The following is a 26563-nucleotide window of genomic DNA, read 5'->3' as shown; positions in this document are numbered from 1 at the left end:
CGCCGGTCGCGACACCACGCCTCTCAGGAGCGGCCGCCCAGGCGGGGTATCTCGATCGCCGGGCAGCGGTCCATCACGACGTCGAGCCCCGCCGCGCGGGTGCGCTCGTACGCCGCCTCGTCGATCACTCCGAGCTGGAACCAGACCGCCTTCGCTCCGGCCGCCACCGCCTCGTCGGCCACCCCGCCCGCGAGGTCGCTGTTGACGAAGACATCCACCACGTCGACCGGGAACGGGATGTCCGCCAGCGAGGCGTAGCCCCGCTCGCCGTGGACCGGCTCCGCCCTGGGGTGCACCGGGACCACCTTCTTACCGAAGCGCTGGAGGACCTCGGCCACTCCGTAGGCCGTCCGCGAGCGGTTGCCGGACAGCCCGACCACCGCCCAGGTCTCGCCCGTGTCCTGAAGGATCCTGCGGATCGTCTCGTCGTCTGCGTACATGCCCGGACAACGGACGGCCCTCCCGGACCATTCCCCACGGGAGGGTGAACGTGGCCCGCGGACCGGCACATAGGGTGGGCTGATGCAGGAGCAGTACCGGACAGTCGCCCGTGCGGGCGTGCACGAGACCGAGGTCAACCGATCGCGTTTCCTCTGCGCGCTCGCCCCCGCCGCCACGGAGCAGGAGGCACAGGATTTCGTCGCACGCGTCCGCAAGGAGCACCCCACCGCGACCCACAACTGCTTCGCCTACGTGATCGGCGCCGACGCCTCCGTGCAGAAGGCGAGTGACGACGGGGAGCCCGGCGGGACCGCGGGTGTGCCCATGCTGCAGATGCTCATGCGGCGGGAGGTGCGTTACGTCGTCGCCGTCGTCACCCGCTACTACGGCGGAGTCAAGCTCGGTGCCGGGGGACTGATCCGGGCATACGGGGGAGCGGTCGGCGAGGCGCTCGACACGTTGGGCACGATCACCCGTCAGCGGTTCCGGCTCGCATCGGTCACCGTCGACCACCAGCGGGCGGGCAAGCTGGAGAACGATCTGCGGGCCACCGGCAGGACCGTGCGCGAGGTGCGGTACACGGAGGCCGTGACGATCGAGATCGGGCTGCCGGACGCCGACGTCGAAGGGTTCAGGGCCTGGCTGGCCGATGCCACGGCCGGCACGGCGATGCTCGAACTGGGTGGCGAGGCGTACGGGGAGGTCCGGTCCGGATGAGAGATCGGGAGGCCGGCGGCATCCGCCCGGCCGGGCGGGCCGCGGAAGCCCGCGGCAGGCGAGATGCCGGGCGGGCCCGGGGGCGGAGGAAGCGGAACATGCAGGTCGGAACGGTCGGAGTGATGTCGTGAGGATTCTGCACACCTCGGACTGGCACCTGGGGCGGTCGTTCCACCGTGTCCCGATGCTCGAGGCCCAGGCCGCCTGCCTCGACCACCTGGTGGAGACCGTGCGGGAACACGAGGTCGACGCGGTCGTCGTGGCGGGAGACGTGTACGACCGGGCCGTGCCGTCGCTCGCGGCCGTCCAGCTGTTCGACGACGCACTGCACCGGCTCGCCGCCGCCGGGGTACCGACGGTCATGATCTCCGGCAACCACGACTCGGCCCGCAGGCTCGGCGTGGGCGCCGGGCTGATCGCACGGGCGGGCATACACCTGCGCACCGACCCGCGGGACTGCGCTACTCCCGTCATGCTGTCCGACACACAGGGCGAGGTGGCCTTCTACGGACTGCCCTATCTGGAACCCGCCCTCGTCAGGGACACACTGGGCGCCGCCAAGGCCGGGCACGAAGCCGTCCTGCGTGCCGCGATGGACCGGGTACGGGCCGATCTCGCCTCCCGGCCGGCCGGAACCCGCGCCGTGGTCCTCGCGCACGCCTTCGTGGCGGGCGGCGAGCCCAGCGACAGCGAGCGCGACATCACCGTCGGCGGCGTCGCAGCGGTTCCCGCCGGGGTCTTCGACGGGGTCGACTACGTGGCACTCGGACACCTGCACGGCTGCCAGACCGTCACCGAACGCGTGCGCTACTCGGGCTCCCCGCTCGCCTACTCCTTCTCCGAGCACGCCCACCGCAAGACGATGTGGCTCATCGACCTGGGCGGCGGGGGGCAGTTCACCGCCGAACGCATCAGCTGTCCGGTCCCGCGTCCTCTCGCCCGGCTCCGCGGACACCTCGACACCCTGCTGGAGGATCCCGCCCTGGCACGTCACGAGGCGTCCTGGGTGGAAGCCACCCTCACCGACCCCGCCCGGCCGGACGAGCCGATGGCCCGACTCCTCGCACGCTTCCCGCACACCCTCAGCCTGGTCTTCGAACCCGAACGCGCCCCGGAGGACCCGCTCGGCTCGTACGCCCAGCGGCTCGAGGGACGCGACGACCACCAGATCGCCGAGGACTTCGTGGCCCACGTGCGCGGCGGCAGCGGCCCCAGCACACAGGAACGCACGGTGCTGCACGACGCCTTCGACGACGTACGGGTGCACGACGGTGTGACGGAGGTGGCCCGTTGAGACTGCACAGGCTCACCCTCACCGCCTTCGGCCCCTTCGGCACCACGCAGGAGGTCGACTTCGACGCGCTGTCCTCGGCCGGACTCTTCCTGCTGCACGGCCCGACCGGTGCGGGCAAGACCTCCGTCCTCGACGCCGTCTGCTACGGGCTCTACGGAGCGGTCCCAGGCGCCCGGCAGAGCCCCGGGACCTCCCTGCGCAGCGACCACGCCCCGGCGGATCTGCCGACCGGGATCCGCCTGGAGCTGACCGTCGGCGGACGTCGGCTGGAGATCACCCGGAGCCCCGCCCAGCCCCGCCCCAAGCGCCGAGGCGGCGGCTTCACCACGGAGAAGGCACAGAGCCTCCTGCGCGAGTACGACCCGGGGAAGGGCTGGCAGCCGCTCAGCCGCTCTCACCAGGAGATCGGTGAGGAGATCGGCCGGCTCATCGGCATGAGCCGGGAACAGTTCTGCCAGGTGGTGCTGCTGCCCCAGGGCGACTTCGCCCGCTTCCTGCGCGCGGACGCCGAGGCGCGGGGCAAGCTCCTCGGCAGGCTCTTCGACACCCGCCGGTTCGCCGCGGTCGAGGAGCGGCTGGCCGAGCTCCGCCGCACGGCCGAAGCCCGGGTACGGGCCGGTGACGAGCAGATCCTCGCCCTCGCCCAGCGGATCGCCCAGGCGGCCGGACCAGCGGCCGGCGAGGCGACGCTGCCCGAGGACCGGCCCGGTGAGCCCGGACTCGCCGGTGGCGTACTGGAATGGGCCGCCGTCGCACGCGGCGGCGCACACGAACGGCTCGACATCGCGCAGTGCGCCCTCGCCACGGCGGAGAGCCGGCATGCCGTCGCCCGTCACGCACTCGACTCCGAGCGCGAGCTCGCCCGGCTCCAGCAGCGCCACGAGGAGACCCGCCGCCGCTCCGCCGGACTCGAGGAACGCCGCGCCGAACGCGACCGGTGCCACGAACAGCTGTCCCGTGCGCGCAAGGCGGACCTGGTCGCCCCCGCGCTGGAACTGCGGGACGAGGCCGAACGGGCCCACCGCGAAGCGAGCGAGGCACGCGAACGGTCCCGGGCCGTACTGCCCCGCGACCTGGCCGACGCGGGCGCCGAGCAGCTCGCGGACCTGGAGCGAGGAATCCGCGCGGAACTCGGCGCACTCGACGCCGCACGCCGCGCCGAACAGCGCAGCCGCGAGATCGACGCCGAACGGTCAGTGCTCGAACGGCAGTCCCGCGCCGACGACGAGACCATCCAGGAGGCGGCCGACTGGCTGGCCGGCTGGGACACCGCCCACCGGGACCTCCGGGAGCGCATCGAGACGGCCCAGGAGGCCGCGACCCGGGCGGAACAACTGGCCGGGCAACTGGCCCCGGCCCGGAAACGGCTGGACGCCGCGCACCGGCGCGACGCGCTCGCCGTGCAGGAGGAGACCGCCGCCGCCCGCCTGACAACGGCCCGCGAGCACGCGGTGGCTGCGCACGAGACCTGGCTGGGGCTGCGCGAACGGCGGCTTCGGGGCATCGCCGCGGAGCTGGCCGCCCAGCTCGTCGACGGCGAGGCCTGCGCCGTGTGCGGCTCCGCCGACCACCCGGAGCCCGCCCTCGCGGGCGACGGCCATGTGGACCGGGCGACGGAGGAGGCGGCGCTCACCGCCCACCGACGCGCCGACCAGGCCCGCGCGGACGCGGAACGCGAGCTCGGACTCCTCCGCGAGCGTCTGACCGCGGCGCGCGCCGAGGCGGCGGGGGCCGGGGACGGACCGACGGACGGCGGGTACGCGGCGCACGAGGCGGCGACCGACGACGCGGACTCCCGTACCGTCTCCGTGGCCGGGCTCGCCGCGTTCGTCGACAGGCTGAGCCGGGAGCACGCGGACGCCCACCGGCTCGCCGCCGGGACGCACGGGGCCAGGGAGGCCCTCGCCGCAGCCGAGCGGGAGCACCTCGGACGGCTCGACGACCGGCAGCAGGCCGAGCGGCGAGCCGCGGCCCGCACCTCGCAGCGGGAAGCGCTCGACCGCGAACAGGCCACGCTGGAAGCCGAGCTGGTGAAGGCCCGCGGTGCATCGGCATCCGTCGCGGAGCACGCCGCGCTGCTGGGACGCCGGGCCGGGCTGCTCGCCGAGGCCGCGGAAGCCCTCCGCGCCGAGCAGAGCGCCGCGCGGCAGCGCAAGGAGGCCGATGGCCGCGTCGCCGACGCCGCCTTCCGAGCGGGCTTCGACACCCCGGAGGCCGCAGCCGCGACATTGCTGGGGGAGTCCGCACAACGCGAGCTCCAGCACCGGATCGACGCCTGGCAGGCGGAGTCCGCCGCGGTCAGCGACCGGCTTGCCGAGGCGGACGCCCGGGCGGCGGCGGAGCGCCCGCCCGCCACGCCCGACGCCGCACAGACCGCCTACGACCTGACCGCGCGGCTGCTGCGCGACAGCGCGAGCGCGCTCGCCGCCGCGCAGGAGCGCTGCACCGAGCTCGGCCGGCTCTCCCGGCGGGCGGGGGACGAGGTACGCAGGCTGGGACCGCTGCGCACCGACTACGAGCGGGTGGCACGCCTCGCCGGGCTGACCGCGGGCACCTCCGCCGACAACGAACGCAGGATGCGGCTGGAGGTGTACGTCCTCGCGGCCAGGCTCGAACAGGTGGCCGCGGCGGCTACCGCCCGCCTCCAGAAGATGTCGTCCGGCCGCTACACCCTGGTCCACTCCGATGCGCGCAGCGGCGGCCGGAGAGCGGGGCTCGGCCTGCACGTCGTGGACTCCTGGACGGGCCGGGAGCGCGACACCGCGACCCTCTCGGGCGGCGAGACGTTCTTCGCCTCGCTCGCGCTGGCGCTCGGCCTCGCCGATGTCGTCACGGACGAGGCCGGCGGCGTACGGCTGGACACGCTGTTCATCGACGAGGGTTTCGGCAGTCTGGACGACCAGACCCTGGACGAGGTGCTCGACGTCCTGGACTCACTGCGCGAGCGTGACCGCAGCGTCGGCATCGTCAGTCACGTGGCCGACCTGCGCCGCCGCATCCCCGCACAGCTGGAGGTGGTGAAGGACCGGCACGGATCGGCGGTCCGCCACCGGGCCACGGGCACGCTCGGCGGCTGACCGCCTCGGCGTCGCTCAGCGGCTGACCGCCCGGCGGGGCAGGGGTGAGGAGTACACGATGCTGGTGGTCACGGAGCCGAGGGTGCCGATCCTCCCCGTGACCTCCTCCAGGTGGCGCATCGACCTGGCCGTCACCTTCAGTACGAAGCAGTCGTCCCCGGTCACATGGTGGGCCTCCACGATCTCCGGCGTCGTGTCGGTCAGATCGTGGAACGGCTTGTAGTTGCCGTGGGGATAGCGCAGCCGTACGAAGGCGAGAATCGGCATCCCGAGCCTTTCCGGGTCGACCACAGCGGCGTATCCGCTGATGACCCCCGCCTCCTCGAGACGGCGCACCCGCTCCGTGACGGCGCTCGGGGACATGGCGACGGCGCGGGCCAGCTCGGCGAAGGTCGCGCGTCCGTCGCGTTGCAGGACTTCGAGGATGCGCCAGTCCGTCGCGTCCGTGGGAATGTCGGTCATGGGTCCGAGACAACAGGGAAATCACCGGCGGATCAACCGATGTGCCGGGAATCTCTGCTTCCGGCCGGGTGTCCCCAGCCCCTAGATTCCTGGACATGAACTCACCGACCGCCCACGCCGTCCTGCGCGTTCCGCCGGCCTCCCCGGCAGCCGCCGCCGCTCACTTCGGTGCCTCGCTCGCCTTCCACGCGGACGTCTCCGACGTGGCAGCCGCCCTCGACACCGAGGGCGATCCCGGGTTCGTCGTCCTGGACTCGCGGTCCACCGCGGCCTGGGACCAGGGGCACGTGCCCGGCGCCGTGCACCTGCCGACCGCCCTGATCGCGGAGCAGGCGGCCGCGCTCCTCGACCCTGCCGTCCCGGTGGTCACGTACTGCTGGGGACCGGGCTGCGACGGCGCTGCCCGCGCCGCCCTGGCCCTCGCCGAACTCGGCTACCAGGTCAAGGAGATGCTCGGTGGCTTCGAGTACTGGGTGCGCGAGGGCTTCGGGTTCGAGACCTGGCAGGGGCGCGAGCAGCGCGCCGCCGATCCGCTCACCGCGCCGGCCGGCTCCGACGACTGCGGCTGCTGACACGCAGCCCGGCCTCGCCCGGACCGGATCAGGATGCGGGCAGCGCGCCGAACAGCGCCTCCCCGTCGTCCCCGGCGGGCAGGCCGCTGACCTGTCCGTCGCCCACCTCCACCACCCGCCACACCCCGTCCTCCCGCAGCGCGAGGTCGGTCGTGACCCAACGGCAGCCGAGGCGGCGCACGGCCGCACCGACCGCGTCGAGCCCGGGCGCGGGAACCCGGCCAGGAGTGTCCGGATGGGCCGTCACCCGCACCGGATCCCCGTCCACCCACCACACCCGGGCCTCCCCGCCCGCCACGAACGGCTCGTACGCCCGCAGCACCACCCCGCCGGCCAGGAAGTCGCCCTGCAACTCCACGAACCTACCGACGACACGGGCGAGCCGGTCCGTGTCCGACAACTCGGGTACGAAGCAGGCCTCGTGCCACTCGTGCTTGCGGGACTTCACGAAATCCTTCACGATCCCCGGCCCAGGGCCGAGGGGTTCCGCCAGGCGTGACAGGGACGGGACGTCCGGCGGACCGCCCGACGAGGGCAGTGCGCACCAGACACTGCGCGGCGTGAGACCCGCGAACGTCCCGTACCAGCCGGGGAGTTCATGGGCGGCGCGGTACGCGGTGGGAGTCGTCAGGAGCGAGCAGCCGCGCGCGAGGAGAGCCTGTTCCAGCTCCTCGTACCGGGCCGCCGGAACCATCCAGCCGCGATACCAGTACGGCCCCGAGTCCCGCGGTACCCGGCCGACGGCCGCCTTCGCGTCCCCGCTGAGCAGGACGTCGTGATCGACCGCGACGACCTGTGCACCCGCCCGCCGCGCCGCAGCCGCTTCCGGGGCGAACCGAGGGTCGGGGCGTCCCGGCCGCAGGGGGTCGGAACAGAACAGGAAAGAGGCCGGGGCCATGCGGAACTCACTCTTCGAGCCGTCGGGGAGGGGAAGGAGCGGCACGCGGGTGCGGGGCGGGCGCGCATGCGCGCCCGCCCCGCCCGGGATCAGAGCCTGGACAACTCGTCCACCAGGTCGTCCAGGCCGAGCGATCCCTGCGAGAGGGCCGCCATGTGCCAGGCCTTCAGGTCGAAGGCGTCACCGTGCGCCTTGCGGGCGTTCTCCCGGCCCAGCAGCCATGCGCGCTCGCCCAGCTTGTAACCGATGGCCTGCCCCGGCATCGACAGGTAGCGGGTCAGCTCGCTCTCCACGAAGTCGGCCGGCCGGCCGCTGTGGCTGCCGAAGAACTCCTGGGCCAGGTCCGGCGTCCACCGCTCGCCCGGATGGAACGGCGAGTCTGCGGGGATCTCCAGCTCCAGGTGCATGCCGATGTCCACGATCACCCGGCAGGCACGCATCATCTGGGCGTCCAGATATCCGATCCGGCGCTCCGCGTCGGGCAGGAAGCCCAGCTCGTCCATGAGCCGCTCCGCGTACAGCGCCCAGCCCTCGGCATTGGCACTGACATGGCCGATCGACGCCTGGTAGCGCGAGAGGCTGTCCGCCACGTGTGTCCACTGCGCGATCTGCAGGTGGTGGCCCGGCACACCCTCGTGGTACCAGGTGGACACCAGGTCGTACACCGGGAAGCGGGTCTCGCCCATGGTGGGCAGCCAGGTGCGGCCGGGGCGCGAGAAGTCCTCGGAGGGGCCGGTGTAGTAGGGGGCGGCGGCCCCGCCCGCGGGAGCGATCCGGGACTCCACCTTCCTTACGCGCTCGGCGAGTTCGAAGTGGGTACCGTCGAGGGCATCGATCGCTTCGTCCATCAGGCCCTGCAGCCACACCCGGACCTCGTCCACGCCCTCGATGTGCTCGCCGTGCACATCGAGGTGGGCGAGCGCCTCCCACGGCCCGGCACCCGGGAGGATCTTCTCGGCCTCGGTCCTCATCTCGGCCAGCAGCCGGTGGTATTCGGACCAGCCGTATGCGTACGCCTCGTCGAGATCCAGGTCCGTGCCGTTGAACTGGCGGGCCCAGCGGGCGTAGCGCTCGCGTCCCACGGTGTCGGGGGCGCCCTCGATCGCGGGGGCGTACACCTCACGCATCCACTCCCGCAGCGCGAGCAGCCCCTCGGCGGCCCGACCGGCCGCCCCGTCCAGCTCCGTGCGCAGCGAATCCGGTCCCGAGGCCACGAAGTCCTGGAAGAAACCGGGTCCGTCGCCTCCGGCCCAGGTGCCCAGCTGCTCGATGAAGGTGGCGGTGGGGCGCGGGCCCGCGTACAGCTTCCGCTCCAGACCGAGCGCGAGCGAGGCGCGATACCCCTCCAGCGCGGCGGGGACGGCGAGCAGGCGGTCCACGACCGCCGCCCAGTCCTCGTCCGTCGCGGTCGGAGTCGCCGTGAACACCTCGCGGAGGCTGTGCACCGGCGAGTGGATGTTGGAGACGGCCCGCAGCCCCTCCTCGGCCTCATGGATGGCGAGATCGGCCGTCAGGCGCTCGCGCAACAGCCGTGCGCAGCGCTGTTCCGCCTCCGTGTCCGCGCCCGGTACCTGCTCGGCGGCGTCGAGTTCCACGAGGGTCCTGCGGATCAGCTCGGCCATGGCGGCCTGGCCGGCAGGTGAGAGATCGGGCAGTGTGCGAGAGCATTCTGCGACACCGAGATAGGTACCGGTGATCGGGTCGAGTGCGATGTATGCGTCGACGTAGGCGTCGGCGACCTGGCGCGGCAGTGCGCTGCTCGATGTGTCTGGCATGTGGACATCCTCGTACGGCGGAGGCCTCTTCGTCACCGGTATGCGCCCTTCGGACTCGGCGCGGGTGGCGAAGTGGCCCGCATGCGACTTCGCCGCGGCCATGGCTCAGCACCGGTTCGGCCGGGTTCGCCCCTGGTCGGTACGGGTCGCCACCGGCTCGGCACCGGGCCGGTGGCGACCGTAAGATCCGTCACAGCACGGGGGCGTCGGGGCGTGGCTCCTGTGCGCCCGTGGCGGGAGGCAGGAGGGGACCGCACTCCCACTGCTGGAAGATCAACCGGGTCTCCACCCGCGCGACCTCGCGGCGTGAGGTGAATTCGTCCAGGACCAGCCGTTGCAGATCCGCCGTGCCGGCGACGGCGACATGCACCAGGTAGTCGTCGGGCCCGGTGAGATGGAACAGCGCGCGGGACTCGGGCAGCGCCCGGATCCGTTCGACGAACGGACCGATCAGCTCGCGGCGGTGCGGCCGGACCTGCACCAGGAGCAGCGCCTCCAGGCCACGGCCGAGCCGGGCCGGATCGAGCCGCAGCTGGTGTCCGAGGATCACACCGGAACGGCGCAGCCGTGCCACCCGGTCCAGACAGGTGGACGCTGCCACACCCACTTCGGCGGCTAGCTCCCGATACGTCATCCGTGCATCGTTCTGCAGCAGTCGCAGAATATGCAGATCCACCGGGTCCAGAGCGACGGATTCAGCCATCGGCCGAACGTAGCACGGGTCTTCCCCGCAATCATCCGTCCACTGTTCAGAGTAGTGGCATGGACACCGAATCCCCCGCGCTGACCACCCCGGCACCCACCCGGCCCAGGGCGCTCGCCACCGAAGCCGTGCACGCCGGACGCGACGATCTCGCCTCTCTCGGTCTGCACGCCGCACCGATCGATCTGTCCACCACCTACCCGTCGTACGACTCCCGGGGCGAGGCCGAGCGCATCGACGCCTTCGCCGCCACCGGCGCGAAGCCCGACGGGCCGCCCGTCTACGCCCGGCTGGACAACCCGACCACGGCCCGTTTCGAGACGGCGCTCGCCCGTCTGGAAGGTGCCGAGAGCGGAGTCGCCTTCGCCAGCGGAATGGCGGCGCTCACCGCCGTGCTGCTGGCCCGGGCGAGCACGGGGCTGCGGCACGTGGTCGCGGTGCGTCCGCTCTACGGCTGCAGCGACCACCTCCTGGGCGCCGGGCTGCTCGGCACCGAGGTGACCTGGACCGATCCGGCCGGCATCGCCGACGCGATCCGTCCCGACACCGGGCTGGTGATCGTCGAGACTCCCGCCAACCCGACACTGGCAGAGGTCGACATCAGGGCCGTGGCCCACTCCTGCGGCTCGGTGCCGCTCCTCGTCGACAACACCTTCGCCACGCCCGTACTGCAGCGCCCGCTCGAACACGGGGCCCGGATCGTGCTGCACAGCGCGACCAAGTACCTCGGCGGGCACGGGGACGTGATGGGCGGAGTCGTCGCCTGCGACGAGGAGTTCGCCGCGTCACTGCGGCAGGTGCGCTTCGCCACCGGCGGCGTGCTGCATCCGCTCGCCGGCTACCTGCTGCTGCGCGGGCTGTCCACGCTCTCCGTGCGGGTCCGGGCCGCGTCGGCGAGCGCCGCCGAACTCACCCGCAGGCTCGCCGCCGACCCCCGCGTCGCGCGCGTGCACTACCCGGAGCTGGGCGGGGCGATGGTTGCGTTCGAGGTGTACGGGGATCCGCACCGGGTGATCGCGGGAGTCCGGCTCATCACTCCGGCGGTGAGCCTCGGCAGCGTGGACACCCTGATCCAGCATCCGGCCTCCATCAGCCACCGCATCGTGGATGAGGGAGACCGGCAGGCCGCAGGTGTCAGCGACCGTCTGCTGCGCATGTCGGTCGGTCTCGAGGACGTCGAGGACCTGTGGGCCGATCTGTGCCAGGCGCTCAGCGACGGATCTGCGGGTGCTGTTCCGTCTGCTCGTGCGCAGGACCGGGCCGGTCGGGAGACGCAGCCAGCCGGGCGGTGATCACCAGCGTGCCCTCCTCGATCTGGTAGTCCAGGGGCAGTGCGAGTGCGCGCATCGCCGCGACCATGCCCGTGTTGTGGGCCTGGGTGACGGCGTACACACTCTCGCAGCCGGCCTCGACCGCCAGGGCCACGAGCCGGCCCAGGAGCTCGGAACCGATGCCGCGGCGTTGCCAGTCGTCCTCCACCAGGAGGGCGACCTCGGTCTCGTCCCCGTCCCAGAGCAGGTGGCCGAGCGCCACGAGCCGGCCGGAGGCGGTCTGCACGGCGAGGGTGCGGCCGAAGCGCGGGCTCAGGAGGTGGTCCAGGTAGCGGTCGGCGTCCCGGACCGGGCCGTGGTAGCGCAGGCCGAGGGTGTGCTCGGAGCAGCGGTCGTGCATGGCGCGGGCGGCGGCGACGTCGCTGCGGTCCGCGCGGCGCACCGTGATCTCGTTGCCCTCGGGAAGAGTGAGGACGTCCTCGCTGCGCGGGACGCGCGGGCCGAGCCGGGCGTCGAGCTCGACGAGGGCGCGGGCGCGGGCGAATTCCGTCGGGGTGAACGGGAGATACGGGCGCTCGACCGTGATGACTCCGCCCGAAGGGTCGCGCAGTCTCATCACGGTGTCCTCCAGGACACCCTCCACGGGCGCGCTCTCACCGGTGGGACGCCCGGTGATCGACAGGGCGGGCAGCGAGTGGATCGTGCACCGGCCGAGGAGCTGGCGGAGCGCCAGCGGGAGCTCGGCCGCGTCCAGTGCCGTACGGGTGGCAAGGCCGATGACCCGGGTGGGGGTGTCCACCAGGTCGTGCGCGTCCGCGCGCTCGATCCAGGTGGAGGTACCCCCGGCGGCGGCGATCTCCCGGGTGAGCTGCTGGGCCGGCAGCTCTGCGGGCGACCGCAGCAGGAACTCGTCGACGGTGCCCTGCGCCAGCGGGTGCGTCTGCAGGGTGAGGATGTCGATCCGGTGCCGGGCGAGGACGATGCAGAGGGCGGCCAGGGCGCCGGGGGTGTCCCGCACCGTCGTCCGCATGCGCCACAGCACCGTCTCCGTCTCCACGGCCTCGTCGGCACCGACGGAGGCGGTATCCGGATCCGTGCCGGCGAAGGACGTGCCGGTATCCGGGGGCGGGGCGTGGCTGTGCCGCCGGGCCCACCAGGTGTGGAACGCGGCCGTGGCCACCAGGGCCACGGCCGAGGCCATGAGCAGGTAGGGGCCGTCCGGCTGGTGCCCGATCAGGTTCGCGATCGCGTCGGCCACGGCAACCGCCGTGAAGAGAGCGGCCAGTTCGATCAGGTCCCGCCGCCAGTGGTGGGGACGGCGGGCACTTTTCGCGGATGTCACATCAGTCATGTCCTCACTGTGACCGACCGGTGTTGCCTGATCACGAACGCATTGTGACTGATGGGTTACGTGTGGATCTGGTCGCCTATCAGTACCTTTTGGCTTTCCCCGTCGACGGCCTCCCCGCCGTACCCGGGCCCGGAGGCCGCCAGCAGCCGGGTGGCCTGCCGCACCAGCTGCGAGGAGCCCCGCCGACCGGCCGTCGCGGCGAGGCCGGCGATCGGCTCCGTGGCCACCGGGCCGCAGCGTTCCGTGCACATGGCCGCGACGGCCAGGATGTCGCCCAGCCCGTGCGGCGCCTTCTCGTAGGCCAGCAGACTCGGCAGCGCCGCTGTGAGCACCGACAGGACCGTCCGGTACGCGCCGGTGGCGGCGGCCGTACGGGCGGAGTCCGCGAGCCGCTTCGGCTTCACGAGATCGTGGTCGACGAGTACGGCCAGCTCCCGGCCGAGCACGCTCGCGTCCAAGCGCCCCTGGGCGGCGAGTACGAGCAATGCGTCCACCGCCGAGAGGCGGTCCTCCGGACGGCGTGCCCCCAGTCCGTACGCCAGGGCGAGATGGATGGCATCGGCGGCAGGTCCACCCGCCTCGACGAGTCCCGGAAGCACCCACGACCCACCGTCCGGGCCGTCGTCCGCGCCGTGCATGAGCGTGGGTATCAGCCAGGCGGCGAGCGCCTCGCCGTCCTCCGGGAGTGCCGCGAGCCAGTGCTCCGAGCGGGCGGCGGCCCAGTGGTAGCAGGGGCTCTGATCGGGGTGGTGCGGACGGCCCAGCCAGTGGAACGCGCGCGGGAACTCCTGCTGGATGTCGAGGCGTTCCTTCGTGGCGAGCAGCACCCGTCGGGTTCCGGCGGCGGACCGCTGCCACCAGGTACCGGAGGTCGGGAGGTCGCTGTCCGACCGATGCCGCAGTACCGGCGCGACCGGCGTGTCCGCCCGCAGCCACGAGGCGAGCCGGTCGCCCTCCGCCGTGCCGAGCAGGGCGGCGTCGGCCGCGGCCCGCAGGCTGTCGGTCCGGCGCACACGAAGCAGCGCCTGCGCGAAGTCGACGGGCCCCGGCAGGACGCCGAGCCGACGATAGGCCCGCAGCCGCTCCACGAGTTCGCCGGCGTCCAACGAACCGGTGTGCCGCGTCGGTGTGGCCAGCAGGAACGGCACCTGCCCCGTCGTCGCGAAGGCGGCCGCCTCCCACAGCCTCGCGTACATCACCCCGTCCAGCGCGGCATGCGGGCAGGTGCCCGTAGCCGTCCACCGATTACGTCCGTCGTGGACGGACCGGAACGAGATCCGGCCGAGCAGCGATGCCACGACGAGATCGAGACCGCCGGGATTCCTGGTGAACCACCGGTCCACCTGCTCCTGCCTGAGGTCCTCGAGCCACCATTGTCCCGCCATCGCCTCGCGCAATGCCTCCGTCAGCGCCGTGCGGTCGGTCCGGGCGTGACGGATCAGACCGTCGAGCGCGCGCTCGAACGAACACACCTCACGTGATCCGGAATTCACCAGGGCGGCCACCTCCTCGACGAGCTCGGCCACCGTCCCCGGGGCGGGTCCGAGGAGACGCGCGGCCGGCACCGGGGGCAGGATCTCCTCGTAGGGCTCATCGGCAGGTTCCTCGTCCAGCAGGTCCCCGAACACCTCATGGGCGGCGGCCCGGTGCATCGGTCCCAGCCGCGCCGCGGCGAGCGCGAGGTCCTCACGCACGGCGTCACTCGCCGCACGGAGGTGACGCGCCGTCAGCTTCAGGGCGCGCTCCTGGACGTCCATGTCCTCGTGCCCGAAGGCCTCGGCGACGACCGGAAGCAGTGCGTCGGCGCCGGACGCCTCCCGGCGCAGCACCTTGCCGATCAGCACCAACTGGGCGCGCACCAGCTTCTTCTCCGTGCGGAACAGCACCGAGCCCGAGACATCGGCGAGCACACGCGTGCTCAGCTCACCGCGCGCGTCCAGCCGGGAGAGCACCTCCTGCGCATGGCCCGCGACGATCGCCACGCCGTCCGCGGCCATTCCCGACCAGTCCGGGACGCGCGCCGTCTCCTCCTCCTCGGTCAGGCCGAGCGCACGCACCACGGCCAGGTAGAAGCGCAGACTCCCCGGCCGTCCCCCGCGCAGCAGCCGCTTCACGGCCCCGTCGACCAGCACGGCACGGTCCAGAACCCCTTCGGTGGCCAGCGCCGCCAGTGCGGTCGGCCAGTGATCGCCGGACTCCGGATCGTCGTACCAGTACAGCGTGGACGGTGGCTCGGGCCCCTCGAACAGCCTCGGCACCATGGCCGTGAGATGCGGTTCGGCGCGCAGGATGTCGATCAGCGGGTTCCGGTCGTTGCCGTGCCACCGGCGGGAACCGACGTACGACACCCAGGCCTCCACCATGGTGTCCGTGACCGGCATCGGGCACTGCGCGATGCGCACCAGCTCGGCGACGAACCGGTAGTCGGAGTCCGTCGTGGCCATCGACGGACGTGCCGCCAGCCGATGGGCGAGGTCGGCGAGCCAGGCCGGATCACGGTCCGCGAGCACCTTCAGCACCAGGGGGTACGGGGTGCCCGACCAGTCGCGCAGATCCCTGCCGCCGATCCAGGCAGCGCAGGCCGCTGCGCCGGTGTGACACCCCGCACCCGCGACAAGCAGCGTGTTCCGGACCTTCGCCCGCTGCTGCCAGTCCCAGCCCCGGGCCTCCCTGCGCAGGGACTTCAACTCCGCGAGGGCCGCCTTGCGCCCCGCGCGATCGAGTCCGGCCACGAGTTCGGGCACGGCCTGCTCGTTGCCGTCCCGGACAGCGGTGAGGAGCTCCTTCATCGCACACCGCCCGCAACCGTGGCACCGCGGCGGACCATTCGGACGGCCAGCGCGTGCTTGCAGGGGCCGCGGCGTCCCCGGTAGTCCGCCCACCACTGGCAGGTACAGCTCAGCACTCCGTCGTTCTCCCGCACCTGGTAGCGGCGTTCACCGGAGGAGACGGCCGCCAGCTCGCCGTCGACCACGACCGCTCCCTGACCGGCCAGCTGCCGTGCCGCGACCAGACGCGGATTGTGCCGTTCGGCCCGGCGCGCGTCGTAGGGGAGTTCCCGGTGGAAGTACGCTGCGTCCGCGAGGTCGTACCCCACGCGCCCGGCCGTGCCCAACCGTGCGAGCGCCGCCCGTACCCGCTCCACCGTCAGCCCCGACTGCTCGGCCAGATCAGCGGGCTCGATCCTGGGCTCCCACGCCAGCAGCACGGACACCAGCTCGGCATCCGCCGCCGCGTCGTCCGTGGCCAGCGCCTCCAGCACTCCACCCTCACCCGAGAAACCGCGGGACGCGTCGGGCGACAGGGTCAGTGTCAGCCGCATTCCCGGCAGCACCACCTCCCAGGCACTCGCCGTCGCCGTACCGTCGGCCACCGGACCGTAGATCCGCAGAGCCGTCGCATGCCGCAACACCCGCTGGAGCGCGACCAGCCGCTCCGGGCCCGGCAGACAGACCGCACCCGCGACGGGCCGGGTCGTCGGCCTCAGGGTCTTCCCGGCGGGCACGACCCACCGGGCTCCCCGCGATGCGTTCCCCGAGGAGCGCGGCAGCGAACGGAGGAACCGGACAGCCTCCACCGCCGGGAGCTCGGCCCGCAGATCGAAACCGGCCGAAACCACCTGGGCCTCGGCGAAACCGCGCAGCCAGCGGTCCGGCAGCGGCACCTTCTTCTCCACCACCGGGCCGTCCATGGTGGTGACCGCCATCGCGTCGGGCCCGACCCGCAGGTGCAGCGGATCGTCCGCCGTTATCCGCGACAGTGCCTCCCGCAGCGGGTGGTTGACGTCCACATTCGTCGTCCCGTGCCCCGTCTCCGCCCCGTCGAGCCCGTCCCGCAGCACATCGAGACGCGCGTACACCCCGCAACAGCCCGAGAACGACTCGAAGCGCAGCCGGTCGCCGTTGCCCGTGACCACCGGGTCGAGGGACGACAGCAGCGTCCGCTGGTAGTAGCGGGCCGACGCCACATCGGCGACGGCCAGCAGCCCCCGCGCGGCGATCCTCGGCGAGGTGACGAATCCGGAGAAGAAACGGGGGTGCGCCTCGGCGCCGCGTGGTGTGAGACCTCCGGCGGTCTCCAGGCCGAGCAACTGCCCGGCCTGCGAGGACTCCAGGACGGACGGGCGTGAGTAGGCCAGGGCCTGAACGGATCGGGTCATGGGAAAACCGTAGGACCCGCCACTGACAACGGCCCCGGACGCGAGCCCGGGGCCATCTCTCAACGACGCCCGCTCACTGCCCCGTACGCCCCGGCTGAAGCACCTTGCTGAAGAGAACCGTGCCGCCCTGCGCCCGCAGCCGCACCGTCAACTCCCCGCTCCCGCCGTCGATGTCGACCTCTCCGAAGAACTGCGGCGACTCCATCGGCGACACATTCGCCCGGTCGGGCGCCCGGACGAAGACCCGCTCGGGGCCGAACGTGCCGTCGAGCGCGTTGGCCGGGAACCCGCCGGCTGCCAGCGGCCCCGACACGAACTCCCAGAAGGGCGCGAAGTCCTTGAACGCGGCGCGCTCGGGGGAGTAGTGCTGAGCCGAGGTGTAGTGCACATCGGCCGTCAGCCAGACGGTGCCCGTGATCCGGCGGTGCTTGACGAAGCGCAGCAGCTCGGCGATCTGCAGCTCCCGGCCCAGCGGTGCGCCCGGGTCCCCCTGGGCGATGGCCTCGAAATCCGTGGAGCCGTCCGGGACGACCAGTCCCAGCGGCATGTCGGCCGCGATCACCTTCCACACGGCCCGCGACCGCGACAGTTCGCGCTTGAGCCAGGTGAGCTGCTCGGCACCGAGGATGCCCGTCGTGTCGTCGGGCTGCCGGCCGGGGGAGTTGGCGTTGCGGAATGACCGCATGTCCAGGACGAACACGTCGAGCAGCGGACCGTGACGCACGACGCGGTGCATGCGCCCCTCAGGGGAGGAACGGTGCCGCGAGGACGTGTGCAGGGACGAGCCGTGGGCCGACACCGGGAAGTACTCGCGGAACGCCCGCATCGAACGAGCCGCGAGGAGGTCCACGTTCTTCTCGGTGTACCGGGCGTCGTCGAGGATCTGCCCGGGATACCAGTTGTTGCGCACCTCGTGGTCGTCCCACTGGATGACGGAGGGAACCTGGGCGTTGAACGCGCGCAGGTTCTCGTCCAGCAGGTTGTACCGGAAGTTCCCGCGGTACTCGTCGAGGGTCTCGGCCACCTTCGACTTCTCCGGAGTCGTGATGTTGCGCCAGATCCGCCCGTCCGGCAGCGTCACGCTCGGCTCCAGCACCCCGTCCGCGTAGATGTTGTCGCCACTGCACAGGAAGAAGTCCGGGTCGAGGCGGCGCATTTCGTCGTACACCCGGTAGCCGCCGATGTCGGGATTGATGCCCCAGCCCTGGCCGGCGATATCGCCGGACCACAGGAAACGCACCCCGTCACGGCGCCCGGCCGGGGCGGTACGGAAGCTCCCGTACACCGGCTTGCCGGTACGGCGCGGGTCGTGCGGATCCGAGAGCGTCACGCGGTAGTGCACCTGCTCGCCGGCCGGCAGCCCGTACAGGGGCGTCGTTCCGGTGAAGTCCGTGCGGGCGCCGATCAGCGGGCCGTGCCATCTGCGGGCCCGGCGGAACGACCCGGTCGCCGAGGTCTCGACCAGCATCCGAGCCGGACGGTCCGATCGCACCCACACCAGGGCCGAGGAAGCCGTCACATCGCCCACCTGCACACCCCATGCGGCGTTCGGCCTGCCCGACAGTGCGAAGGCCGGAGCGACGGTGACGGCGGAGGGAACGGCGAAGGCGGCCGAGGCGATGAGCGAGCCACGCAGCACGGTGCGGCGGTCCGGGGCCGGAATGCGAGGACGGTTCGACATCGATGTGCCTCCATGGGCGACGGGGCAGGCGGACTGCCGTAACGACGGGGCGGTCATGGCTGGGTGCCGAGTCATGCCTAGTGCCCGGTGGCGGCGGGCATGCCAACCGCAGATGAACAGCGAGCCGTGCGCTCCGCCCGATGTCGCTCGACGCCGCTGGACCTGTCCCGGTCCGCGCGGACTCGCCGCGCGCCACCGTGCTCGGCCCGTTCCCGTCCGCGCCATGCCACCAGCCGGACCGCGTGGTCCTCGCCGTCACCGGTCCGGTAGTAGCTCAGCGGGCGCGGCGGGATGCCGACCGCATCCGTCCTGAGCCGGTACTCCGCCGGAGAACCGAAGTGTTCGGGCAGGCGGGCGATGACGTGCGGGCAGGCAGGGGCGATCCCGCCGACCTCGGTCCTGCCGAAGCGGTTCTCGTCCCTCTTCGGGTAGGACGCCACCCGTCCCGGACCGTCCTGTCCTGGCCGCGCGCTTCGAGGACCGACGGCGGAACCGACTGCGAACGAGACCGACGTGGCCATGCCGCCAACCTTCGGGACGGTCCTGCCCGACCGGTCGGGACCGTGGCCTTGTCACCGACAATTACCCCTGCCTGGCCTGCAGTTCTCGGGTGGTGCGATTCCTGCTGGACACTGTCCGGGGTGTCGGCTGGGATGGAGGTGTGACTGTCGACCCCGCGACCGACCTCTTCGAAGAAAACCGGCCCGTCCTCACCGGGGTCGCCTACCGCATGCTCGGCCGCGCGGCCGATGCCGAGGACGTGGTCCAGGAGGCGTGGCTGCGCTGGTCGTCGGCGGAGCGCGAGGCTGTGCGGGAGCCGAGAGCCTTCCTCGTGCGGATCACCACCCGGCTGGCCATCGATCGCCTGCGCCACCTGCAGTCCAGGCGTGAGTCGTACGTGGGACCGTGGCTTCCCGAACCCGTCGTCACCTGCTTCGGGTCTTCCGTCCCCGACACGGCGGAACAGGCGGTCCTCGCCGACTCCGTCTCACTCGCCGTGCTGGTCGTCCTCGAATCTCTCTCCCCGCTGGAGCGTGCGGTCTTCGTCCTGCGCGAGGCATTCGGCTACCCGCACGCGGAGATCGCAGCCATCCTCGACCGGTCCGAGGCGGCGGTGCGCCAGGTTGCCGGCCGCGCGAAACGGCATGTGGAGGAACGCAGGCCGCGCTACGACGTCGATCCGGCCGCGCGCCGTGATCTCACCGAGCGCTTCCTCGCCGCCGCCTCGGGCGGAGACCTGGAGCAGTTGCTCGCCCTGCTGGCGCCCGATGTGCGGCTGGTCAGCGACAGCGGAGGCAAGTCGAAGGCGCCGCGACGGATCATCGAGACGGCGGACAAGGTCGGCCGCTTCCTCTTCGCCGTGGGACAGGAGGGGGTGTCGGGGAGGCAGGCCGCGATCGTGGAGCTCAACGGTGGCCCGGCCCTCGTGATGACCGCCGACGGGAAGCCGGACACGGTCTTCCAGGTCGAGATCAGGCACGGGGTCGTCCAGTGCGCGTACATCATTCGCAATCCAGACAAGCTGGCCGGTTTGCGTCTGAGTTAGGCGCTGCGACAGCTGTCGTTCGTCCTCCCGGGCCGACGCCCGGCTGTACGCGCGGTAACCACTCGCCGTGCTGCACGAGCCCCGCGGACCCGCCCGGACGTAGGGTTCTCTGCTGCCCGGGGGCATACGGCTGCACGAACGTCCTGTGAACGCTCTGCGGCAGCGGGTCGCTCCGCTCCGTTACGGGGGGAGTATTGGTCTTGACCAAGGTGGTACGCCACCCTAAGGTTTGGAACGTTAAGACAGGAACCTTTAATAAACAACGTCGCGGAACAGGCGCTGGGCGATTGCGGAGGACAGGGTGGGGACCACGCAGCTGGATTCGGTGCAGGAGCCGAAGTACTGGCACCTCAAGACCGTGCTCAGTGAGGCACTCGACTCGGACTTCGCGGTGGGAGAGATCCTGCCCAACGAGCGCGATCTCGCGGCGCGCTTCGGCGTAGCCCGCGCAACGCTCCGACAGGCTCTGGAGCAGCTGGAACTCGAAGGCAGACTGCAGCGACGCCGGGGCGTGGGCACCACCGTCGCCCCGCCCCGTGTAGGCGTCGCCGTCGCCGCGGCGCAGCACGACTGGGCCGGCGGCGGTTCGGACGACGCGTGGCAGCCCGTCGAGTGCACCACCGCGACGGCTCCTGCCGCCGTGGCCGCCGTATTCGACGACGGCGCCGCCGAAGACGTGCACGTCGTGCGCCGTATCCGCCTCGCCCGCGGGCAGTCCGTCGCGGCGGAACTCCTCTACGTCCCGCGGTCGTCCGTGCCCGATCTCCCGACGATCGACGCGCCGTCCGGCCCGGCCCGGGCACGGAGCGTGCTGCGCGAGCTGCACCGTCTCGGCCTCGACGGCCAGGACCGTTCGGTCGAGCTCGGATCGGCTCGCGCGGACGACGCCAGGGAGCTCGACCGGCTTCCCGGTGCCCCGGTCCTCGTGGTCACGACGCGCTACTTCGCCGCCTCCGGTACGGCCGCCGTATCGGTGGCCACTTACAGGGCCGACACCTGCCGGCTCACTTTCGGGGACTCGGGGGCTCTGGAGATCAGCCACCAAGAGCAGGAGCGGCAGGCCTCCTGACCCGTTGGCTCCGAGCTTCCTGTCCCGGCGCCGAAGAGCTGCCCCCGGAGCGCGGCAACACCCTGCGGCCCGTCGCAGTCAGCGACGGGCCGTCACCGCTCCCTCCACGGCGAAGAGCTGCTCCTCGACGTGGTCCAGGGCCAGTCGCAGGGCACCGGTCGCGACCGCCGCCTCACCCAGCAGCGAGAGGGCCACCCGGGGCGGCCGTAGACAGTAACGGGCCAGCTCGTCGCGGAGCGGATCCAGGACACCGTCCAGGCCGGCGGCCCAGCCCCCGATCACCACCAACTCGGGGTCGAGTGCCAGGACCAGAGCCGCGACATCGTGCACCAGCCTGTGAATGAACCGCTCGACGGCTGCCTGGGCCCCGGCGTCGCCCTGCTTGGCCGCGGCGAACACCGCGGCGACGGCGTGCTCGTCCAGCGGATGCAACGGGGTGTCCGTCGTGGAGAGCAGGTGCTCCGGTGTCACGTCCCGGCCCAGCAGATGCAGCGCGCCGATCTCTCCCGCCGCACCACCGAACCCGCGGTGCAGCCGCCCGCCGATCAGCGCACCCGCCCCGGGGCTCAAGCCGGCCAGCACGAAGACGATGTCGTCGGACTCGACGGCGGCACCCTTCCAGTGTTCAGCCACGGCAGCGGCATTGGCGTCGTTCTCCACCAGCACGGGGCAGCGGAAGGAACGCCGCAGCTTCTCGCCGAGTGCCAGGCCGGTCCAGTCGGGCAGCGCCGTACCCAGCCGCACGGTACCGTCGGCCTCCACGATGCCAGGGCTGCCCACACCTACCGCGCGCAGGCTGCTCCGTGCGACCCCGGTGCGCCGCAGGACATCGGCGATCATGGCTCTGACCTGGTCGATCCTGACATCCGCGCACGCGGTCTCGGACACCTCACGGGAACCTGCGCCTATGATCCGGCCGTCCAGACCGGACAACAGGGCGGAAACCCGGTGCGGTCCGATCTCGATGCCCAGCACATGCCCTGCCTCGGCCCGGAACCTGAACCGTCTCGCAGGCCGTCCCTGCTTACGCGCTCCGCTCTCGTCGGGCAGTGCCTCGACGACCAGGCCCGCTGCGAAGAGCCCCTCGACCACGCCCTCGACCGTCGGACGGGACAGCCCGGTGATCCGGGTCAGGTCCGTGAGCGTCGGCGATTCGGCCCCCCGGAGGGCATGCAGAACCACCGCGGAATTGATCCGCCGCAGCAGAGACGGGTCCCCACCGGTCAGCCGGCCCACGGTGTGTCCTCCCAGGTCGTGCCCATGTCTGCCGGATCGTACTCGTTGGCCGAGGCCGCGGCGACAGCCACCCGGAGCCGGTACCGAGCGGTGACTTCGGTCAGCCCGGTGCCACGAAGCCGGACTCGTAGGCGGCGATCACCGCCTGGGTGCGGTCCCTGGCTCCCAACTTCGCCAGCACCGCGCTGACGTGCGACTTCACCGTCTCTACACCGACCACGAGCTTGGCGGCGATTTCCGCGTTGGACAGCCCCCGCGCCATCAGACGGAGCACCGCGGCCTCGCGGTCGGTGAGCGCCGCCCGGTCCATGACGGCCCGCGCCTTGGTCGTGCCGTACTCGGCGGCCAGCTGCCGGACCGCCGCGGGGAACAACAGCGACTCCCCCTCCGCCACCAGTCGCACCGCATGCACGATCTCCGCAGGCCGGGCTCGCTTGAGTAGAAAGCCGTCCGCACCGGCTCGCAGTGCCTCGTACACGTACTCGTCGTTCTCGAACGTGGTGACCACCAGAATCTTCGGCGGATCGGGGACGGTACGCAGCACCACCCGGGTCGCCTCGATCCCGTCCATCAAAGGCATCCGTACGTCCATCGCCACCACATCCGGCCGCAGTTGACGCACCAGAGGAATCACCGCCGCGCCGTCGGAGGCCTCACCCACCACCTCGATATCGGGCTGGGCCCCAAGGACCGCGCGCAACCCCGCGCGCACCAGAGGCTCGTCGTCGACCAGAAGTACGGTAACCGGCATCCGGTCAGCGTATGTGGTCCAGCGGGAGGCTCACGTGCACCATCCACTCTTCCTCGTACGGACCCGTCTCGGCCTTCCCGCCCAACAATGCGGCCCGCTCCCGGATGCCTCGCAGCCCGCTGCCGCCACGCTGCCCACAGGGCGCTCTCTCGAGAGGATTGGTCACCTCCAACTCCAGCGAGGCGTCCGTGACGCGGATTCTCACCCGTACGGGGACGGCCCCGGCGTGACGCAGCACATTGGTGAGCGACTCCTGCAGGATCCGGTACCCCTCACGGGACACCGTGCCGGGGATCGCTTCGAGTGGACCGGACACCTCCGCGTCGATCTTCGCCCCGGAGCCACGAGCCGAGTCCAGCAGCCTGTCGGCCTCGGAAATCGTCGGTCGCCCGCTTACGGGAGCGTCCGATTCGCGCAGCACCCGCAAAACCCGCTCCAGATCATCCAGCGCGTCCCGTCCCGTCTCCTCGATCGCGACGAGTGCCCGGGCTGTGAACTCGGGATCGCCCGCCGTCCTGGCGGCCCCGGCCTGTACGACCGCGACCGTCAGCGCGTGCCCGATCGAATCATGGAGCTCGCGCGCTATGCGATTGCGCTCGAGCAGTGTCTCTGTGCGCTCCTCCAGCGCGGTCATCCGCTCCGCCGGTGACGGGCCGAGCAGCCGACGGGCAGCGGCTGTGACGATGTCACCGCACAGCACGACCACACCGAGAAGCAGGAGGATCGGCAGGGGAGCGAGCAGGGCGCACCACCAGCCGGGCTCGACACCACGGGCCGCCCAGTCTTCGCTCGGAGCCGTTCCGAACGAACCTCGCACCAGATCGACCGTCGTCGCAGGCAGCCAGACCGTCGCGAGGGACGCCACTGTCGCGAGGACGAGCCGAACCTCCAGCCAGACAACGGTGCGCCGGCGGGCCGCCCATGTCGTGGCAGGCTCCGCGGAGATCGTGGCGTCAGGACGGCCCCGCTGCTCGGGTGTGAGCAGCAGTTGTGCCTGTACCCCCTCGGCGAGACGCATTGCCGGAAGCAGCCCGACAGGTATCGCGAAGAGAAACGGCATCCACGGACTGCTCGGAGAGATGAACAGCCACACGCTGACCACCGCGGACGGAATGAGCAGGTGCAGCCAGCGACTGTACGTGGCCGGTCGGGCCAGCAGTGCGAAGAAGCGGCGCATGCCGCCATCGTGCCAGGGCAGGCCGGGGCGACAACTCCCCCGGGAGAGGGAGACGATCCACCCGGGCGGGGGAGGCCGCGGTCCTCGCCCGGCCGCCAGGCTGAGGGCATGACCAGCATCGACGTGCATGAGCTGACCAAGGACCACGGACCCACCCGTGCGGTGGACCACCTCACGTTCAGCGTGCGACCCGGCCGGGTGACCGGCTTCCTCGGGCCCAACGGCGCGGGCAAGTCCACCACCATGCGCCTGGTCCTCGGCCTGGACCGGGCGACCAGCGGTACCGCGACGATCGGCGGGCATCCCTACGCCACACTGGGCAACCCGCTGCGCCGGGTCGGCGCACTGCTCGACGCCCAGGCGGCACACGGCTCGCGGACCGCCCGCAGTCACTTGCTGGCGCTCGCCACCAGTAACGGCATAGCGGGCAGCAGGGTCGAGGAGGTGCTCGCGGAGGCCGGCCTCGGCACGGTCGGCGGGCGGCGGATCAAGACGTTCTCGCTCGGCATGCGGCAGCGGCTCGGTGTCGCCGCGGCGCTTCTCGGTGATCCAGAGGTACTGATGCTGGACGAGCCGTCGAACGGACTGGATCCGGAAGGCATCATCTGGATCCGAGAGCTGATGCGGAAGCTGGCCGGTGAGGGTCGCACGGTGCTGGTCTCCAGTCACCTGATGAACGAGACCTCTTCGTTAGCCGACCATCTGGTCGTCCTCGGCAAGGGAAGGCTCCTTGTCGACATGCCGATGAAGGAGTTCCTCGCCTCCCGGAGCCGGCCCGGTGTCCGGCTGCGCACGACGGAATCCGCGCGGCTGCGTGATGTGCTGATCCGTAAGGGATACGTGCCCGCACAGGGTGAACACGGGCGCTGGACGGTGGACGGAGCCACGGCGGAGGAGATCGGGGCCCTGGCCGCCCGTGAAGGCATTCCCCTTCTCGAACTCATCGATGAGCAGGCCACGCTGGAAGAGGCCTACCTCGATCTCACGGCAACAGCAACGGAATTCGCCGCCGCCACGTTCCCCACCGCCGGCCAGGAGGTCTGACCGCCATGACCATGTCGACGACCGCAGTACTGCACTCCGAGTGGATCAAGATCAAATCGGTGCGGTCCGTTTCCGGTTCCCTCATAGCGGTCTTCGCGGCCACACTCCTCGTCACCACGCTCGTCTCCTCCACCGTCGGGCAGGCAGAGGCGGACAACCCGGGTAACGACATCGTCTTCTCCGCCTTCTACGCGCTGAACTTCGGCCAGATCGCGGCCATCAGCTTCGGTGCCACCGCGCTGTCCTCCGAGTTCCTGAACGGCGCCCTGCGGATATCGCTCACGGCAGTCCCGAACCGCAGCCTCTTCTACGCCGCGAAGACGGCGGTGGTCGGTGGGCTCGCCCTCGTCGTCGGGCTGATCACCAGCTTCACCGCGTTTCTGGTGGGCCAACTGTTCATGGGTGAGTACGCGATCGGTCTCGGTGAGCCGGGCGCACTGCGGGCGGCGGTCGGTGGTGGCGTCTACCTGGCTCTGATGGCCCTGTTCGCGGCGGGACTGACGGCGGTGCTGCGCAGTGCGACTGCCGTGCTCAGCCTGCTCATTCCCTTCATTCTGATCGTCTCGTTCGTCGTCGGAGACATAGCGGGCGGAGTCGCCCGGTATCTGCCGGACCGGGCTGGGCAGCTGGTTCTGTACCAGAATCCGGACGGACGCCTGGGACCGTGGACCGGGCTGGCCGTCACCGCCGGATGGGCCGCCGTCACGCTGCTCGCCGGTTGGTGGACCGTGCGGAACAGAGACGCCTGAGCAACGGCACGGGGATCACACTTCACTCTTCGCGCGCCCGAGGCGAAACGGGATCCGGGTGCCCTCGGGAGTCGTCGAGTGGTGGGGACGAAGTCAGATGTCAGTGGGAGACGCTTTACTGACGGCATGACCACCGCACACCACCTCCGCCTCATCGACGGAATGCGCACCAGGGAATTCCCTCCGGAACGCACCCTGTCGGGCTCGGGAGTCAGCGGGCCCGGGTACCACGCGGCATTCCTGCACGGGGAGGAGTACGGGGACGACGGGGACGCAGCGGGGCAACGGGAGTGCGACGAGGGGGAGTACGCCGAGCACCGGGCGCAACACCTGGCGGATCACGATGCCCTGCTCACGTTGCTCACGCTGCGCTGGGGCGAACCACAGGCCGTCAGTTTGTGGAGCTCGCAGGAACGAATGATGGCGGGGGAGGTGATAGCGGAGCCCTGGGGCGACGTTGTGTTGAGCTGTGAGTATCTCCAGCTCTGGCGGGTGGAGGACCGCTGGATCGCGGTGGCGCTCCATGTCGAGGACGAGGGGCCGGGCTGCGGGTTGAGCATCCTGGTAACAGTGGTCGACCCGCCCTAGGA

At 71.6% G+C, this 26563-nt stretch carries 23 protein-coding genes; 10 read left to right on the top strand and 13 right to left on the bottom strand.

Annotated features, from left to right (window positions below):
- Window positions 1–23 precede the first annotated feature (23 nt).
- On the bottom strand, window positions 24–440 hold the full coding sequence (locus AB0F38_RS22810) for a CoA-binding protein (RefSeq protein WP_361896320.1): 417 nt from the start codon (window positions 438–440) through the stop codon (window positions 24–26).
- Window positions 441–522: 82 nt separating this feature from the next.
- Between AB0F38_RS22810 and AB0F38_RS22805 the strand changes: the two genes are divergently transcribed.
- The 3 genes from AB0F38_RS22805 to AB0F38_RS22795 all read left to right on the top strand — a co-directional run bounded on the left by AB0F38_RS22805 (window position 523) and on the right by AB0F38_RS22795 (window position 5529).
- Window positions 523–1158 carry a YigZ family protein gene (locus tag AB0F38_RS22805; protein WP_361896317.1) on the top strand — a complete coding sequence of 212 codons (636 nt, stop codon included), beginning with the start codon at window positions 523–525 and terminating at the stop codon, window positions 1156–1158.
- A 127-nt stretch (window positions 1159–1285) separates the two neighbouring features.
- Complete coding sequence (locus tag AB0F38_RS22800; protein WP_361896314.1) at window positions 1286–2452, top strand: exonuclease SbcCD subunit D; 1167 nt, start codon at window positions 1286–1288, stop codon at window positions 2450–2452.
- Window positions 2449–5529, top strand: coding sequence for an SMC family ATPase (locus AB0F38_RS22795; protein WP_361896311.1), 3081 nt, complete (start codon window positions 2449–2451; stop codon window positions 5527–5529). The genes AB0F38_RS22800 and AB0F38_RS22795 overlap by 4 nt, the downstream gene beginning before the upstream one ends.
- Window positions 5530–5544: 15 nt before the next feature.
- Here AB0F38_RS22795 and AB0F38_RS22790 read toward each other — a convergent pair whose 3' ends face one another.
- Complete coding sequence (locus AB0F38_RS22790) at window positions 5545–5991, bottom strand: Lrp/AsnC family transcriptional regulator (RefSeq protein WP_361896308.1); 447 nt, start codon at window positions 5989–5991, stop codon at window positions 5545–5547.
- Window positions 5992–6086: 95 nt separating this feature from the next.
- On the opposite strand from AB0F38_RS22790, the gene AB0F38_RS22785 reads away from it, so the two are divergent.
- Window positions 6087–6563: a rhodanese-like domain-containing protein gene (locus tag AB0F38_RS22785; protein ID WP_361896305.1), complete on the top strand. Its 477-nt coding sequence runs from the start codon at window positions 6087–6089 to the stop codon at window positions 6561–6563.
- 28 nt (window positions 6564–6591) lie between these two features.
- On the opposite strand, the gene AB0F38_RS22780 is transcribed toward AB0F38_RS22785, so the two are convergent.
- The 3 genes from AB0F38_RS22780 to AB0F38_RS22770 form a co-directional block, all read right to left on the bottom strand.
- Window positions 6592–7461, bottom strand: a complete 870-nt coding sequence (locus AB0F38_RS22780) for an ATP-grasp domain-containing protein (protein WP_361896302.1) — start codon at window positions 7459–7461, stop codon at window positions 6592–6594.
- A gap of 89 nt (window positions 7462–7550) precedes the next feature.
- Window positions 7551–9236 carry a DUF885 domain-containing protein gene (locus tag AB0F38_RS22775; protein ID WP_361896300.1) on the bottom strand — a complete coding sequence of 562 codons (1686 nt, stop codon included), beginning with the start codon at window positions 9234–9236 and terminating at the stop codon, window positions 7551–7553.
- A 190-nt stretch (window positions 9237–9426) separates the two neighbouring features.
- Window positions 9427–9939 carry an Lrp/AsnC family transcriptional regulator gene (locus tag AB0F38_RS22770; RefSeq protein ID WP_361896297.1) on the bottom strand — a complete coding sequence of 171 codons (513 nt, stop codon included), beginning with the start codon at window positions 9937–9939 and terminating at the stop codon, window positions 9427–9429.
- 59 nt (window positions 9940–9998) lie between these two features.
- On the opposite strand from AB0F38_RS22770, the gene AB0F38_RS22765 reads away from it, so the two are divergent.
- Window positions 9999–11231, top strand: a complete 1233-nt coding sequence (locus AB0F38_RS22765; protein ID WP_361896294.1) for a PLP-dependent transferase — start codon at window positions 9999–10001, stop codon at window positions 11229–11231.
- Here the strand turns inward: AB0F38_RS22765 and AB0F38_RS22760 are convergent.
- From AB0F38_RS22760 to AB0F38_RS22740, 5 genes are all read right to left on the bottom strand, one after another.
- The gene (locus AB0F38_RS22760) at window positions 11149–12561 is read right to left on the bottom strand and encodes a GNAT family N-acetyltransferase (RefSeq protein ID WP_361896291.1); all 1413 of its coding nucleotides are present in this window, start codon (window positions 12559–12561) and stop codon (window positions 11149–11151) included. The two genes, AB0F38_RS22765 and AB0F38_RS22760, sit on opposite strands and share 83 nt — an antisense overlap.
- 56 nt (window positions 12562–12617) lie before the next feature.
- Window positions 12618–15350 carry a DUF6493 family protein gene (locus tag AB0F38_RS22755; RefSeq protein WP_361896288.1) on the bottom strand — a complete coding sequence of 911 codons (2733 nt, stop codon included), beginning with the start codon at window positions 15348–15350 and terminating at the stop codon, window positions 12618–12620.
- The gene (locus AB0F38_RS22750; RefSeq protein ID WP_361896286.1) at window positions 15347–16720 is read right to left on the bottom strand and encodes an SWIM zinc finger family protein; all 1374 of its coding nucleotides are present in this window, start codon (window positions 16718–16720) and stop codon (window positions 15347–15349) included. The genes AB0F38_RS22755 and AB0F38_RS22750 overlap by 4 nt, the downstream gene beginning before the upstream one ends.
- Before the next feature lie 73 nt (window positions 16721–16793).
- On the bottom strand, window positions 16794–18401 hold the full coding sequence (locus AB0F38_RS22745) for an alkaline phosphatase D family protein (protein ID WP_361896283.1): 1608 nt from the start codon (window positions 18399–18401) through the stop codon (window positions 16794–16796).
- A 77-nt stretch (window positions 18402–18478) separates the two neighbouring features.
- Window positions 18479–18841 (bottom strand): hypothetical protein, encoded by a 363-nt coding sequence (locus tag AB0F38_RS22740; RefSeq protein ID WP_361896280.1) that lies wholly within the window; start codon window positions 18839–18841, stop codon window positions 18479–18481.
- Between the two features lie 221 nt (window positions 18842–19062).
- Here AB0F38_RS22740 and AB0F38_RS22735 point away from each other — a divergent pair, with 221 nt between their 5' ends.
- Together AB0F38_RS22735 and AB0F38_RS22730 are read left to right on the top strand one after the other, a co-directional pair.
- Complete coding sequence (locus AB0F38_RS22735) at window positions 19063–19947, top strand: RNA polymerase sigma-70 factor (RefSeq protein WP_361896277.1); 885 nt, start codon at window positions 19063–19065, stop codon at window positions 19945–19947.
- A 301-nt stretch (window positions 19948–20248) separates the two neighbouring features.
- Entirely contained in the window at window positions 20249–21016 is a 768-nt protein-coding gene (locus AB0F38_RS22730; protein ID WP_361896275.1) for a GntR family transcriptional regulator, read from the top strand.
- Between the two features lie 78 nt (window positions 21017–21094).
- On the opposite strand, the gene AB0F38_RS22725 is transcribed toward AB0F38_RS22730, so the two are convergent.
- From AB0F38_RS22725 to AB0F38_RS22715, 3 genes are all read right to left on the bottom strand, one after another.
- A complete protein-coding gene (locus AB0F38_RS22725; RefSeq protein WP_361896272.1) occupies window positions 21095–22252 on the bottom strand; it encodes an ROK family protein in 1158 nt (385 codons plus the stop codon).
- Between the two features lie 100 nt (window positions 22253–22352).
- A complete protein-coding gene (locus AB0F38_RS22720) occupies window positions 22353–23003 on the bottom strand; it encodes a response regulator transcription factor (protein WP_361896269.1) in 651 nt (216 codons plus the stop codon).
- Window positions 23004–23007: 4 nt separating this feature from the next.
- Window positions 23008–24180, bottom strand: coding sequence for a histidine kinase (locus AB0F38_RS22715; RefSeq protein ID WP_361896266.1), 1173 nt, complete (start codon window positions 24178–24180; stop codon window positions 23008–23010).
- A gap of 108 nt (window positions 24181–24288) precedes the next feature.
- Here AB0F38_RS22715 and AB0F38_RS22710 point away from each other — a divergent pair, with 108 nt between their 5' ends.
- The 3 genes from AB0F38_RS22710 (at window position 24289) to AB0F38_RS22700 (ending at window position 26561) form a co-directional block, all read left to right on the top strand.
- On the top strand, window positions 24289–25224 hold the full coding sequence (locus AB0F38_RS22710) for an ATP-binding cassette domain-containing protein (RefSeq protein ID WP_361896263.1): 936 nt from the start codon (window positions 24289–24291) through the stop codon (window positions 25222–25224).
- Window positions 25225–25229: 5 nt separating this feature from the next.
- Window positions 25230–25973 (top strand): ABC transporter permease, encoded by a 744-nt coding sequence (locus AB0F38_RS22705; protein ID WP_361896261.1) that lies wholly within the window; start codon window positions 25230–25232, stop codon window positions 25971–25973.
- 126 nt (window positions 25974–26099) lie between these two features.
- Window positions 26100–26561, top strand: coding sequence for a hypothetical protein (locus AB0F38_RS22700; RefSeq protein ID WP_361896258.1), 462 nt, complete (start codon window positions 26100–26102; stop codon window positions 26559–26561).
- Window positions 26562–26563 lie beyond the last annotated feature (2 nt).

Origin of the sequence: Streptomyces sp. NPDC025273, from assembly GCF_040638585.1 — a bacterium.
Taxonomy (GTDB): domain Bacteria; phylum Actinomycetota; class Actinomycetes; order Streptomycetales; family Streptomycetaceae; genus Streptomyces; species Streptomyces cinereorectus.
Note: the sequence above shows the minus strand (reverse complement) of the source record. Positions and strands in the feature narration are given on the sequence as shown.

Bases quoted from the DNA above. Each gene is read 5' to 3' on its own strand.
- AB0F38_RS22720 (WP_361896269.1), bottom strand. From the start codon at position 23,003: ATGCCGGTTACCGTACTTCTGGTCGACGACGAGCCTCTGGTGCGCGCG.
- AB0F38_RS22760 (WP_361896291.1), bottom strand. From the start codon at position 12,561: ATGACTGATGTGACATCCGCGAAAAGTGCCCGCCGTCCCCACCACTGG.
- AB0F38_RS22705 (WP_361896261.1), top strand. From the start codon at position 25,230: ATGACCATGTCGACGACCGCAGTACTGCACTCCGAGTGGATCAAGATC.
- AB0F38_RS22780 (WP_361896302.1), bottom strand. From the start codon at position 7,461: ATGGCCCCGGCCTCTTTCCTGTTCTGTTCCGACCCCCTGCGGCCGGGA.
- AB0F38_RS22770 (WP_361896297.1), bottom strand. From the start codon at position 9,939: ATGGCTGAATCCGTCGCTCTGGACCCGGTGGATCTGCATATTCTGCGA.
- AB0F38_RS22810 (WP_361896320.1), bottom strand. From the start codon at position 440: ATGTACGCAGACGACGAGACGATCCGCAGGATCCTTCAGGACACGGGC.
- AB0F38_RS22745 (WP_361896283.1), bottom strand. From the start codon at position 18,401: ATGTCGAACCGTCCTCGCATTCCGGCCCCGGACCGCCGCACCGTGCTG.
- AB0F38_RS22790 (WP_361896308.1), bottom strand. From the start codon at position 5,991: ATGACCGACATTCCCACGGACGCGACGGACTGGCGCATCCTCGAAGTC.
- AB0F38_RS22765 (WP_361896294.1), top strand. From the start codon at position 9,999: ATGGACACCGAATCCCCCGCGCTGACCACCCCGGCACCCACCCGGCCC.
- AB0F38_RS22805 (WP_361896317.1), top strand. From the start codon at position 523: ATGCAGGAGCAGTACCGGACAGTCGCCCGTGCGGGCGTGCACGAGACC.
- AB0F38_RS22715 (WP_361896266.1), bottom strand. From the start codon at position 24,180: ATGCGCCGCTTCTTCGCACTGCTGGCCCGACCGGCCACGTACAGTCGC.
- AB0F38_RS22750 (WP_361896286.1), bottom strand. From the start codon at position 16,720: ATGACCCGATCCGTTCAGGCCCTGGCCTACTCACGCCCGTCCGTCCTG.
- AB0F38_RS22710 (WP_361896263.1), top strand. From the start codon at position 24,289: ATGACCAGCATCGACGTGCATGAGCTGACCAAGGACCACGGACCCACC.
- AB0F38_RS22700 (WP_361896258.1), top strand. From the start codon at position 26,100: ATGACCACCGCACACCACCTCCGCCTCATCGACGGAATGCGCACCAGG.
- AB0F38_RS22755 (WP_361896288.1), bottom strand. From the start codon at position 15,350: ATGAAGGAGCTCCTCACCGCTGTCCGGGACGGCAACGAGCAGGCCGTG.
- AB0F38_RS22785 (WP_361896305.1), top strand. From the start codon at position 6,087: ATGAACTCACCGACCGCCCACGCCGTCCTGCGCGTTCCGCCGGCCTCC.
- AB0F38_RS22775 (WP_361896300.1), bottom strand. From the start codon at position 9,236: ATGCCAGACACATCGAGCAGCGCACTGCCGCGCCAGGTCGCCGACGCC.